11 protein-coding genes and 1 pseudogene are annotated in these 12,035 nt (G+C 72.3%); 3 read left to right on the plus strand and 9 right to left on the minus strand.

Annotated elements, in window-relative coordinates; translation table 11 throughout:
• The first annotated feature begins 277 nt into the window (after nt 1–277).
• Together IE294_RS40690 and IE294_RS40695 are read left to right on the plus strand one after the other, a co-directional pair.
• Nucleotides 278–1,123: an alpha/beta fold hydrolase gene (locus IE294_RS40690; RefSeq protein WP_189894424.1), complete on the plus strand. Its 846-nt coding sequence runs from the start codon at nt 278–280 to the stop codon at nt 1,121–1,123.
• Between the two features lie 111 nt (nt 1,124–1,234).
• Nucleotides 1,235–3,955 (plus strand): helix-turn-helix transcriptional regulator, encoded by a 2,721-nt coding sequence (locus IE294_RS40695; RefSeq protein ID WP_229917858.1) that lies wholly within the window; start codon nt 1,235–1,237, stop codon nt 3,953–3,955.
• Between the two features lie 31 nt (nt 3,956–3,986).
• Here IE294_RS40695 and IE294_RS40700 read toward each other — a convergent pair whose 3' ends face one another.
• The 3 genes from IE294_RS40700 to IE294_RS40715 all read right to left on the minus strand — a co-directional run bounded on the left by IE294_RS40700 (nt 3,987) and on the right by IE294_RS40715 (nt 7,028).
• Nucleotides 3,987–4,823 (minus strand): alpha/beta fold hydrolase, encoded by an 837-nt coding sequence (locus IE294_RS40700; RefSeq protein WP_189894425.1) that lies wholly within the window; start codon nt 4,821–4,823, stop codon nt 3,987–3,989.
• A gap of 275 nt (nt 4,824–5,098) precedes the next feature.
• Nucleotides 5,099–5,908: an ATP-binding protein gene (locus IE294_RS40710; protein ID WP_373315938.1), complete on the minus strand. Its 810-nt coding sequence runs from the start codon at nt 5,906–5,908 to the stop codon at nt 5,099–5,101.
• Between the two features lie 283 nt (nt 5,909–6,191).
• Complete coding sequence (locus tag IE294_RS40715; RefSeq protein WP_189894426.1) at nt 6,192–7,028, minus strand: alpha/beta fold hydrolase; 837 nt, start codon at nt 7,026–7,028, stop codon at nt 6,192–6,194.
• Between the two features lie 460 nt (nt 7,029–7,488).
• Between IE294_RS40715 and IE294_RS40720 the strand changes: the two genes are divergently transcribed.
• The gene (locus IE294_RS40720; protein WP_189894427.1) at nt 7,489–8,124 is read left to right on the plus strand and encodes a TetR/AcrR family transcriptional regulator; all 636 of its coding nucleotides are present in this window, start codon (nt 7,489–7,491) and stop codon (nt 8,122–8,124) included.
• 102 nt (nt 8,125–8,226) lie between these two features.
• Here the strand turns inward: IE294_RS40720 and IE294_RS40725 are convergent, their stop codons facing one another.
• The 6 genes and pseudogenes from IE294_RS40725 to IE294_RS49940 all read right to left on the minus strand — a co-directional run bounded on the left by IE294_RS40725 (nt 8,227) and on the right by IE294_RS49940 (nt 11,727).
• Complete coding sequence (locus IE294_RS40725; RefSeq protein ID WP_189894428.1) at nt 8,227–8,949, minus strand: dienelactone hydrolase family protein; 723 nt, start codon at nt 8,947–8,949, stop codon at nt 8,227–8,229.
• A gap of 169 nt (nt 8,950–9,118) precedes the next feature.
• Nucleotides 9,119–9,550 carry a hypothetical protein gene (locus tag IE294_RS40730; protein ID WP_229917859.1) on the minus strand — a complete coding sequence of 144 codons (432 nt, stop codon included), beginning with the start codon at nt 9,548–9,550 and terminating at the stop codon, nt 9,119–9,121.
• A gap of 4 nt (nt 9,551–9,554) precedes the next feature.
• Nucleotides 9,555–10,406, minus strand: coding sequence for an MIP/aquaporin family protein (locus IE294_RS40735; RefSeq protein ID WP_229917861.1), 852 nt, complete (start codon nt 10,404–10,406; stop codon nt 9,555–9,557).
• Nucleotides 10,403–11,083, minus strand: coding sequence for a nitrile hydratase subunit alpha (gene nthA / locus IE294_RS40740; RefSeq protein ID WP_189894429.1), 681 nt, complete (start codon nt 11,081–11,083; stop codon nt 10,403–10,405). Before nthA ends, IE294_RS40735 begins: the two co-directional genes overlap by 4 nt.
• Nucleotides 11,084–11,087: 4 nt before the next feature.
• Nucleotides 11,088–11,348: pseudogene (locus IE294_RS49935) on the minus strand (SH3-like domain-containing protein); the annotation flags it as partial.
• Between the two features lie 43 nt (nt 11,349–11,391).
• Nucleotides 11,392–11,727, minus strand: a complete 336-nt coding sequence (locus IE294_RS49940) for an SH3-like domain-containing protein (protein WP_189894430.1) — start codon at nt 11,725–11,727, stop codon at nt 11,392–11,394.
• Nucleotides 11,728–12,035 lie beyond the last annotated feature (308 nt).

Here is a 12,035-nt window from a genome sequence, read left to right on the forward strand (position 1 = left end):
TCCCGGTCGGCGAGGCAGGGCGGGCGCTCGGGGGGCGGGCTCAGCGTGCAGGAACGGCGGGCCCTCAGGTGACGTTCGGCCCGCCCAGCACTCCGACGCGTGCCCCGGAGGGTGGCGCAGTCCGGCCGCCCGTCCGAACCCCGCCTCTCCGCTTGCCCCGGCGACACCTTCCCGCATGGTCAAATGCCCGATGCCCCGGCCCCGGTCCGTCGTCACACTCGACGGCATACGTTGCTCCCCGCCGAGCGGGAAGCAAGGCCCCGGCGAAGGATCCGACATGTACATCGACGCACCGAACCACGTCGTCGACGCCCCCAACGGCGTCAGTTACGCCTATCGGCGCTGCGGTCCCTCCGGCCCCCGGCCGCCGCTGCTCATGCTCCCCCACTTCCGCGGCGTCCTGGACAGCTGGGACCCGGCACTGGTCAACGCCCTGGCGGCGGAACGCGACGTCATCGCCTTCGACAACGCCGGGGTCGGTCTGAGCACCGGCCGCACCCCCCGCACCATCGCGGAAACGGCCGTGGACACCCTCGCCTTCATGGACGCCGTCGGGGTACGGCAGGCGGACCTGCTGGGATTCTCGATGGGGGGCTACACGGCCCAGGAACTGGCCCTGCGGCGCCCCGCCGCCGTCCGCCGCCTGGTGCTGGCGGCCACCGCCCCGCGCGGCGGCCCGGGCATCCTCGGCCGGCCGGACGACATCTTCGCCCGCGCCGACGTCGACCAGCCGAGCCTGGAGGACTACCTGTACATCTTCTTCCATCACACCGAGTCCAGTCAGTGCAGCGGCCTGGAGTTCCTGGGCAGGTACATCGAGCGGGAGCACGACCGGGACCTGCCGGCCGGCCGAGCGGCCCGGCAGGCGCAGTACGAGGCGATGACCGAGTGGGGCGTCCCGGACCACGGCGCCCTGCAAAGGCTCCCCGCGATCAGACAACCCGCGCTCGTGATGCACGGGGACAGCGACCTCGTCACCCCGCCCGGCGCGTCCCGTCTGCTCGCGGGCCTGCTGCCCGACGCGCGGGTGAGAACGTATCCCGACGCCGGTCACGGCTTCCTGTTCCAGCACCACGAGGAGGTCGCGCGGGACGTGCTGGCGTTCCTGGCCGAAGCGCCCTGAAACCCGGCCGATACCAGTCGACCGACAGATGCGTCACCCGGCCGCCGTCAGCCACCATACGAGCGCCGGCAGGGGCAACCGTCCTCCGGCGTGGGAGGAACGTTGTCGTTGGTGGGCCGTACGTCCGAGGTGCACGCTCTCGAAGCGCTGCTGGTCGAGGCGGAGAACGAAGGTACAGCGCTGCTGCTGCAAGGCGACCCCGGGGTGGGGAAGACAGCGCTGCTGGACGCCGTGACCGCGCGTGCCCGGGCGGGCGGGCTGCACGTGCTCCAGGTCGTCGGAGTCGAGAGCGAACAGGACCTCGCGTTCTCCGCGCTGCACCAGCTCCTCTATCCCCTGTTCGATCACCTCGCGGCGCTGCCGGCCTTCCAGAGCGGTGTGCTGGAGCAGGCGCTCTCCATCCGGGAGGGCTCGGCGCCGGGACGCTTCGCCATCTCGGCGGCGGCGCTGGCGCTCCTCCAGTCCGCGTCCAAGCGGTGGCCACTGTGCGTGGTGGTGGACGACGTGCACTGGATCGACCGCTCCAGCGCCGAGGTGCTGACGTTCATCACCCGCAGGCTCGGCAGTTGCCGGGCGGCCTTCATCATGGCCGCGCGCAGCGGAGCGCACGGCTTCCTCGACCCCACGGGCCTGCGCGTGCTCGACGTCGGTCCGCTGTCGGCCCCCGACGCGCTGGTGCTGCTCGACAGCAGTCACCCGGGGCTGGCCGAGACGACCAGGCGGCGCCTGCTGGACGAGGCCGAAGGCAACCCGCTCGCCCTGGTGGAGCTGCCGAGCCGGCTCACCGACGCCCAGCGGGACGGCGCCGCAGCCCTGCCGACGAACCTGCCGCTCAACAGCCGGCTGGAGAGCGTGTTCGCCGACCGCGTCCGGCAGCTCGGCTCCGTCGCACGGTTCGCCCTGTTGCTGACCGCCCTGGACGGAGAGCGCCCCGGCAATCTGGGGGACATCCGGGCGGCCTTCGGCGCCGGGAGCGAGGAGTGGGACGACGGCCTGCTGGAGACGAGCGAGCGCACCGGACTGGTCCGTGTCGACCACGTCGCGGAGCAGGTCACCTTCCGGCATCCCCTGGTCCGCTCCTGTGTGGTGCGCATGTCCCCGGCCGGACGCCGCCGAGCCGCGCACCGTGCGCTGGCCGAGGTGCTGAAGGCGGAGCCGGAGCGACGCGCCCTGCACCTCGCCCACGCTGCGGACGACCCCGACGAGGCGGTCGCCGTCGAACTCACCCGCGCCGCGGAGCGGGCCATGGCCCGTGGCGGCGCCGCGGAGGCCGCCACGGCGTACCGCCGTGCCGCCGAACTCAGCCAGGACTCCACCGAACGCGTCCGCCGCCTGGAGCAGGCCGCGTTCGCCGCCGGCATCGCCGGTCTCCTGGGAACGGCCCACGAACTGGCCGGCCAGACGGCGGAATCGCTGCGGGGCGCGGCAGCCGCGGGCTACGTGCAGTTCCACCGGGAGGGAGACATCGACGCGGTCTACCGCATCCTGCCCCCCGCCATGGAGGCGGCGCGCGGCAGCACCGCCCCGAAGGACGTGGACGCGTTCGACGACGCGTTCTACGTCCTGCTCAACGCCGCGGTGTGGGGAGGCCGTGCGGAGCTGTGGCCGCCCGTGTACCGCGCGCTCGACCGGATCTCCGACTCCGCGCGCATGTGTTTCGACTGCGTCGCCGATCCCGCGCGGACCGCTCATGGCGTGCGGGAACGACTGGACAGGGCGACGGCCGCGCTGTCTTCCGACACGCCCCTGTGGCGCGTCAACTGGCTGATCTACACGGCCATGTACCTCGACTGCTTCACGTACTACGACGGTGTGTGGCGGGAGGCCGTCGGGCACAGCGCGTACGACAGCCTGCGCTTCGGTGTGGTGGCCCGGGCCCACGAGGCGTTCATGCGGGGTGAATGGGACAAGATCCAGGCGATCGCGTCCCAGGGCTTCGCGGACGCCACCGAGCACGAGTACAACCTCATCCACATCATCTTCACGTACGGACTGGCCATGGTCGCGTCCGGCCGCGGGGACGAGGAGGCGCTGCGCCGGCACTGCGACACCATCACCGCGTGGGCCCAGCCGCGCCGCATGCACCTGCTGATGTCCACGGTGAACGAGACCTGGGCCCGCGCCGCGGTCGGCCGCGGGGACTTCGAGGAGGCCTACCTGCTGACCTCCGCGCTGACCCCGCCGGGAGAACTGCCCTCGCACTTCCCGCATTTCTCACGTGTGTTCCTGGACCTCGTGGAGTCCGCGATGCGCACCGGCAGAACCGCGGAGGCCCGCGCCCATGTCGAGGCGGGCCGGCAGGCGCGTCTGGACGCCATCTCACCGCACCACGAGGTCATCCTCGCCGCGGCCGCCGCGGTCGCCGCGCCCGACGACGAGGCGGGCGCGGCCTACGAGGCGGCCCTCGCGGTGCCGGACGCCTCCCTGTGGCCCTTCGAACACGCCCGTGTCCGGCTGTGGTACGGCGAGTGGCTCCGCCGACGTCGGGAGTACACGGCCGCGCGCGTCCAGTTGAGCGTGGCGCTGGAACTGTTCGAGCAGCAGTTGAAGGCCCCGCTCTGGGCGCAGCGCGCGCGGGACGAGCTCCGCGCGGCCGGTGTGGGCGTCGGGGTCGCTGACGCCAGGACCGGGGTGAAGATGAGCGCACAGGAGCGTCGTATCGCGGAACTCGCGGCGAGCGGCCTGTCCAACAAGGAGATCGGCCGGCAGCTCAACATCTCGCCCCGCACCGCCGGCGCCCACCTCTACCGGGTGTTCCCCAAGCTGGGCATCACCTCCCGGGCCGCCCTGCGCGACGCGCTGAGGGCCTTCGACGAAGCCAACGCCATGTGACGCCCGCACCGCCGGCGCTCCCGGCCACGGGTCAGGCGGACAGGAAGCGGTTGATCTCGTGGGCGAAGTCGTCGGGGTGCTGGAAGAGGAAGCCGTGCCCGGCGTCGCTGTAGAGGATCACCTTGGCGTGGGGGAGCTTCTGTGACATCGCGTAGCTGGCGTAGGCGTGGATCATGACGTCGTGGGCGCCGTTGGCGACCAGGACCGGCAGGGTCAGTTCCTCCTGCCGGTGCCAGAAACCCTTGAAGGAGGCGATGGCACCGAGCTGGCCGCGTACCGCCTCCGGGCCGACGACCGCCTGCGAGTCCTTCAGCCGGTACTCCAGGCGCTCCAGGGACGCCCGGCCCGCGGCGGTCGCCTCCTCGGTCTCGGGGAAGAACAGGTAGAGGAAGTCCTCGGCGACGTTGACCGGCTTGCTCATGGTCTGCCGGGTGCGGGCCGGGGGCGGCGGCAGGTCCGGCACACCGCCCGCCGAGCTGCCCGCCACCACCAGGTGACGGACGATCTCCGGAGCCGCCAGTGCCACGCCCTGGGCGACGATGCCGCCCAGGGACCAGCCCAGCACGTCGATGTCCGTCAGGCCGAGCGCGTGGATGAAGGCCAGCGAGCCCTCCACCATGTCCTCCATGGAGGCGGGCGGGTTGCCGGTGGAGAGGTTGACGCCCCGGTTGTCGAAGACGATGACCTCCCGCCCGGCGGCCAGCGGTTCCAGGAAGGCGGGGTCCCAGTGGTCGATGGTGCCGCGCAGCCGCATGTGCATCACCAGCGGACGGCCGCCCGCCCGGCCGAACCTGCGGTAGGCGAAACGCTCCCCCGAAGGTCCCTCGACGTAACGGGTCTCGGCCGCATCGGCCACGTAAGCGGACATACCAAGGACTCCTGTTCAGGAAGGACGGCGCCCCGACGCACCTGAACGCGTGCGCGTCACGACCGGGCGACTTCAGTGTCACCAGTCCTTGTGGAAACTTTGTGGGCTTCCTCGTGCCTCAGGTCCGGTGTGCCGTACGCGAGCCGCAGGCGCTCCGCGGCACCGACGTGGTCGCTGTGACTCAGATCGTCGCGAGGTACTGGTGGACCGAGCGCACGGCGCCGGCGCCGTCACCCACGGCGGCGGCGACCCGCTTCATCGAGGCCAGACGCACGTCACCGGCGGCGAACACGCCGGGCACGCTGGTCTCGTACGGCAGCGGCTCGCGCCCCAGGTCCTTCCAGCGCGGTCCGAGGTCCTCCGCCGGCAACTGCCGGTCCGTCGGCACGAACCCGTCCGGCCGAGGTCAGCGCGGCGCGCACCACCGGGGCGAGGCCCGGGTGGCGGCCCGCCAGCAGGCGCCCTGCCCGGTGCTGGTCCAGACCGGTCAGCACGACCTCCGTGATCTCGCACCCCTCGAAGGGGTCGCGGCCCTCGACCGCCGTGGCCGCCGGCACGGCGACGGCCGTGCCCGGCAGACGGTTGGTGACGAACGTGACGGCTCGGGCCGAGGCGGTGTCCAGCAGATGGCAGTCGTCGGCGACCAGCAGCACGGGGCCGCGCTGTGCCGCGCACGCCAGCACCTGCCTCAGCGCCGCGTACGTGGACAGCGCGTCCGGGACCGCGTCTCCCCCCAGCGCCCTCCGCAGAGCCGTGCGCAGCACGTCCGGCAGTCCGACGGCCAGGCCGAGCAGTTCATCGGCCAGGGGCTCGAACGCGCCGAAGGCACCCCTGGCGCGCGCGTCGCCGCCCGACACACGCAGTACCCGCCACCCGCTGCCGGCCGCCCGGTCCGCGACGCTCCGCAGAAGCGTGCTCTTGCCGATGCCGGCCTCGCCCCGCACCACCACCGCGGCCCCCTGGCCCCGCGCGGCCCGGCCGAGGGCGCGCCAGCAGGTGTCGAGGTCACCGTCCCCGCCCGCCATGTCGGCGTGCCGGGCGCTGTCCGACACCGAGGGGGTGCGCGGCGCGGCGCGGAGGTCCACCGTCGACGGGTGTACACCCGGGGCACGAGTCGACGCGGGCCGCCCGCCGCGGGCAGCGGGAAACGGGCCTCGCCTCCGTGGTGTGCCGTAGCGCCGTCGCCGAACGGGGGCGCGCCCACGGCGCGTGCGCCGCAGAGGGGGGTGTCCGGCTCCATGCCGCATCTCCGGTTCGTTCGATGGCGTGTTCCACTGTCCGCCCGCGTCGGCTCCGGGCGACCTGGCGGTGTGCTCGGTGGCCCGCACCGCCGGATCGCGGAGTGGGCCACCGTGGCGTCGGCGGTGGCTACTTGGCGAGGAAGGTGAGGAGGGCGTCGTTGACTTCCTCGGCGTGGGTCCAGAGCAGGCCGTGGGGGGCGCCGTCGATCTCGACGTAGTCGGCGTGCGGGAGGGCCTTGTGGAAGGGGCGGGCGGTGGAGTCGATAGGCAGGATGCTGTCGGCGGTGCCGTGGAGGATGAGGGCGGGGACGTCGATCCTGGGGATGTCGTCGCGGAAGTCGGTGGGCCAGGTGAGGGGGGCGGCCCAGGCGGCGTGGGCGCTGCCGTTGGCGGCGACGTTCCAGCTGTTGCGGACGACTTCTTCGCTGATGCGGGTGCCGAGGTTGTCGGAGAGGTTGTAGAAGTCGTTGTAGAAGGAGGTGTAGTAGGCGTAGCGGTCGTTCTTGGCGGTGTCGGAGACGCCTTGGAAGAAGGCATGGTCGGCGGCGCCGTCGGGGTTGTCGTCGGTCTTGAGGAGGAAGGGTTCGAGGGAGGCGAGGAAGGCGGCCTTGGCGATGCGGGCGGAGCCGTAGGTGGCCAGGTAGCGGGCGACCTCGCCGGTGCCCATGGAGAAGCCGACGAGGGTGGCGCCGTGGAGGTCGAGGGTTTCGATGAGGGTGTTGAGGTCGGCGGCGAAGGTGTCGTAGTCGTAGCCGGTGGTGGGCCGGCTGGACTGGCCGAAGCCGCGGCGGTCGTAGGTGATGACGCGGTGGCCCGCGGCGAGGAGGGCGGTGGTCTGCTTCTCCCAGGAGTGGCCGTCGAGGGGGTAGCCGTGGATGAGGACGACGGGCCGGCCGGTGCCGTGGTCCTCGTAGTAGAGCTCGATGCCGGTGGTGTCCTCCTGGCCGACGGTGATGTAGGGCATGGTGGTGGCCTTTCGGGTGTGGGGCGGTGCGAGGGAACCGCACCGCCGGGCGACGAACCCACCGTCTCCTGACAACGGCCACGGCCGAATCTGTCTAACGACTTATCTCTCGGACCCCGGCGCACATCGCGGCCCGCGCAGCAGGCCGGAGATACGTGTCCGACCCTCGCGGTGTCGAGGTGTCTCCCGCTGACGAGGACGGACTTCGGCCCGTCGACGCGTCGCCGGGGCCGTCGGCGGCGGGCCCGGTGACGGCCCGGGAGCCTCGGGTTGGTCAAATGACCTATGCCGCACCCCGCTGACCGGTGCCGCCACTCCTGCACCGCGTCCGGCTCGGCCGGCCTCTCCCCGGCCCGGACGGCCGGCGGCAGGCCCGGAATCACACCGGCGCAACGGTCACCGCGAGTGGGGCAGCGGTCGGCGACGGGGACGGGAACGACCGCGACGGTAGGCTCGGCCCATGGCCGCACCCGACACCGATCCGCCCGCGCCACCCCGCCGTACGCGCAACCCGGAACTGCACCGCCGAGCCATTCTGGAGGCCGCCTCACAGGCCTTCGCCGAGCGCGGCTACCACCGGGCCACCCTGCGGGACATCGCCCGGCGCGCCGGCGTCACCCATGGATCGGTGCTGCGCCATTTCGGCTCCAAGGAGAGCCTGTTCCTCGCGGCCGTCCCGGGCACCCGGGACATCGACGCCCTGGCCGAGGACACCCGGGAACCACTCGCGGCCCGCATCGCCCGCGGCTACGTACACCGCTTGGAGAGCGCCGACGGCAACGACACGTTCGTGGCGCTGCTGCGCAGCGCCGCCGACGACACCGGCAGCGCCGCCGCCCTGTACGTGGCGATGCAGGAACGCACCGACGAGGTGTACCGCCGGCTCCTGGACGAGCACGACCTGCGGCACCGGCTGCCGTTCGTCGCCGCCTTGCTCGTCGGCGTCACGTTCAGCCGGTACGTCGTACGCGCCGGAGCGCTGGCGGACATGAGCGCGGAACAACTGACCGCGGACCTCACCGCTTCCCTCGACGCCCTGCTCCACGGGGATTCCGGCACCGAGAACCCGCCCGTCGGGCAGGGCCGGGGACGGTGACGGCCGGCGCTCCCTGCCGCAGGGAGCGCCGCCCCGACCGGACGGTACCGCCGCGATCGGGGCGGTCGTCCTACCGTCCGCTGCCCGCCGGACGGCCCGGCCTCACTTCAGGTGCCGGTCCAGGAACCGGCAGCCGTCCGCCAGTTCGAACCACGGGGTGCCGGTGTGCCCGCCCGGATTGGCGTGCAGCGTCTTCTCCTCGCTGCCGAAGGCGTCGAACAGGTCCAGGGCCCGTTGCCGGGGGTTCCCCTCGTCGTCCCATTGCAGCAGGAACAGCAGCGGAATGGTGACCTGCCGGGCCTCCTCGCGCTGGGCGCGGGGCACGTACCCCCCGGCGAAGAAGCCCGCGGCCTTGATGCGCGGCTCGACCACCGCCAGTCGAATGCCGAGGGCGGTCCACCCCCCGGAGTAGCCGACCGGGCCGCCGGTCTCGGGCAGTTCAAGGAGGGCGTCCAGAGTGGTCCGCCATTCCGGGACCGCGTTCTCGACCAACGGGCCGATGAAGGACTCCAGGATCTCGTCGACCGGCTCGCCGGCCCGCATCGCCCGCCGGAGGTCGGCACGGGCCTGTTCGTCGGCGGCGGAACGGGGACGGTCACCGCACCCGGCGGCGTCGATGGTGGCCACCGCGTAGCCGCGCGCCGCGGTGTACCGGGCCCGGGCCACCAGCCGGGGTTCCGCCTTGGGCAGGCCGTTGTTGTGGGCCATCAGCACCAGCGGGGCCGGTGCGGATCCAGACGTCCACAGGGTGCCGGGGATCTCGCCGAGGGTGAATTCGCGCTCGACGACTCCGTCGTCGAGGCGCTGTTCGGAAGTGAAGCGCACGGTCGTGCCTTTCAGGAGGCTCTGGAACGGCGCTCCCGGACGACCTACCGCCCGACCGTGACCCCGGAGGGGAGCACCCATGTCGATATGTTCACGGGTACCACCTCCTCGTTCTCTCGCACGGTCGCCAGGAGGCTAGCAACGGTCGCCGTGGTCCGCCAACGGGTTTTCACGGGTTCAGGCCCAGTGGCTTCGCTGGAGCACCGCGGGCGGGCGGCCCGGCATCCGGTGCCCTGTCGGGCAGCGTCAGGCCCCGGGGCCGGCCCAGGCGCTCCGCACGGAAACCCAGCGCGCGCACGGTGTCCAGCAAGGCGTCGGTCATGATGCTCTCCACCCGGGTGACGCGCGGGTCCAGAGGTGTGTACGCCACCTCGTGCGGGGCCCAGCTGATGAGGAGGGACCCGGCCCCGTAGTGCTCCGGGCAGTCGCGGACCTCCACTCTTGCGCTCCTCGCGTCGGTCTGTACGCCGAATCCCGCGCGTAGCAAGGAGAAGACCAGGTCGGGCGCCAGTTCGGTGCCGTCGAGGCCCAGCGCGGCGACGACGGACCGCGCCTGCCGGCGCAAGCCCTCGCTGCTCGGGCCGTTGGGGGGAGGAAACATGGGATCACCGGGGGAAGGAGGGAAGACGGCGCCGCGGACGCGGCCGGGACGGGGGGTAGCGGTGGATGTCGCGCTCACAGCACACCTTGTTGGTCCAGGCCGTCCCCGGCCCGAACAGGGCCAGCGCCGCCGCGGCCACCAGGGCTCCGGCCAGGGGCGCCGACATGTAGGCCCAGAACAGGTGGTGGTCACCCGAGACGACGTGCGGTCCGAAGTTGCGCGCCGGATTGAAGCTCGCACCCGTCCGCGCACCGGTCGTGGTGATCAGCGCCCAGACGACGGCGCCGACCACCCACGGCGTCGACCGCGGCCGGGGCCTGGCCGTCATTGCCGCCAGCACGCACAGCAGGACGGTGGTGCTCAGCGACTCGCCGAGCACCACGACGACGGGATCGTCCCAGCCGGGACCGGGCTGGATCAGCCCGTCGTGGACCGCGGTGACCCGGTCCCCCCACACCCCGCGGGCGGCAAGCACCCCGAGTACCGAACCGCCCAGCTGGAAGGCGCTGTAGGCGACCAGATCGGCGATGCCCAGCACCCCCCGGAGGGTCATGAAGAGGCTGATCGCCGGGTTGAGGTGGGCACCGGACTCCTTGCCCGGCGGGGTGAGGGAGAACACCGCGAGGCTGCCGCCGACCGAGAGTCCCACGACGGCCAGGCGCACGGTCAGCGGCCAGGAGGACAGGTATCTCCCGTCGGCCCGCATCGTGCAGGAGACCGCGGTGAGAGCGGCCAGGACCAGCCAGGCCGAGCCCAGCGCCTCCGCGAGGTACGACGAGACCGGACGGCCGAGCACCACCCACCGCGCGCCGGCGGCCCGTGCCTCAAGGCCCGGCGGTGGCAGGGCCCCGGTCATGGCAGCCGGGGCGTGGTGACGCCGATCATGGTGTCCCGGGTGACGAGGGCGGCGAGTTCCCGCTCGCTCATGTCCTCGGTTCCCGAGGGGCGCATCGGCAGCACCAGGTAGCGCATGTTCGCGTTGCTGTCGTGGACGCGGATGGTCACGTCGTCCGGCACCTCGGTGCCGAACTCCCGCAGCAGGGCCCGCGGTTCCCGCACGGCACGGGCACGGTAGGGGCGGCTCTTGTACCAGTCCGGCGGCAGGCCCAGGACCGGGCGCGGGTAGCACGAACAGAGGGTGCACACGACGAGGTTGTGCACGTCGGGTGTCTGCTCCAGCACGATCAGCTTGGTGCCGTCGTAGTTGTCGATGCCGAACTCCTCGATGGCGGCGGTGCCGTCGGCGAGGAGGCGTTCCTTGAAGGCCGGGTCGGTCCACGCACGGGCGACCAGCGCCGAACCGAGCGCGGGCCGGTGCGCGTCGAGCGTCTCCACCATGGCGCGCACCTCGTCGGCGGAGATCAGGCCCTTCTCCACGAGCAGTTCGCGCATGGCCTGCTGGAGGACGTCGAAGTAGTCCGGTTCCCCGTCGGTGTTCTCGATGGGTGCGTGCGGGTCCGCCGCACCGGTGCCGCCGTGCGTGTGGTCGCCGTGGTCGACGATGCCGTTCGCGGGGTCGTGGGTGGTCGTCACGGGGTCAGGCTCCTTGGGTGGGGAAGTGGTCGACCGGCTCCAGCCAGTGCTCGTACATCTCCAGTTCGAGGACGTCGTCCGCCGGTCCGTCGTAGTCGGGCCAGAGGGCGGACTGCTCGATGCGGACCCGGTACAGCCGCACGTCGGTGCCCTCGTTGACGCCGTACGCCTCCCGCTCGGGGTTGAGGAAGCGGGGCAGGACGCGCTCGATCCGGCCCTCCTTGCCGCGGACGTAGACCGGGGTCCGTACGTGCCCGGGGCGTCGCGGTCGGCGATGCGCACCTTCTGGTCCTTGACGAAACGGGTGCTCACGCGGCGGCCTCCGTGAGCCGGGCCCGGATCTCGTTCATCTTGGCGCCCAGTTCCTCCGAGGTGATGACGCCCTTCTCGATCAGCACCTTGGACGCCGAGACGGCCCACCTCTCGTAGTAGGTGAGTTCACCGATGATCTGCGCACCGAGGTCCTCCACCCCGCGGCGCTTCTCCTCCGTGTTGACGAGCTTGTGCTCGGCGAGGACGTTGAGCAGCGCGTGGCAGCTCTTCTCGAAGGGGGTCATCTCGTGGTCCGACTGGACGACCGGCCCGGCCGGCAGCCCGCCGAGGTCGTGCGCGGGGCGCACGATCATGTCGCGTTTGGTGGCCACTGCTCTCCTTGGACGCTCGCACGCGAGGGGAACTCGACACGAGACCCCGTCCACGTGTCCGTTACAAACACTGGGAGGGAGCTTGCGGCGGCGGCCCGACCCGAGGCATCGGTCAAACGACTGACGGCTTCGCGCGGCGCGGTGGGCGCTTGGGGCCGGCGTACGCGCGGGGTACGGGAACGGCCCGGCACCGCGGGTGCGGTGCCGGGCCGTGGCTGCGTGGAGTCAGTGGCGGTCGGTGGCGCTCAGTGGCGGTCGGCGGTGGTACGGCCGTAGCGCCGCTGGAAGCGTTCCACCCGGCCCGCGGT

The sequence above is a fragment of the Streptomyces canarius genome (assembly GCF_014650735.1).
In the GTDB taxonomy this organism is placed as follows: domain Bacteria; phylum Actinomycetota; class Actinomycetes; order Streptomycetales; family Streptomycetaceae; genus Streptomyces; species Streptomyces olivaceoviridis.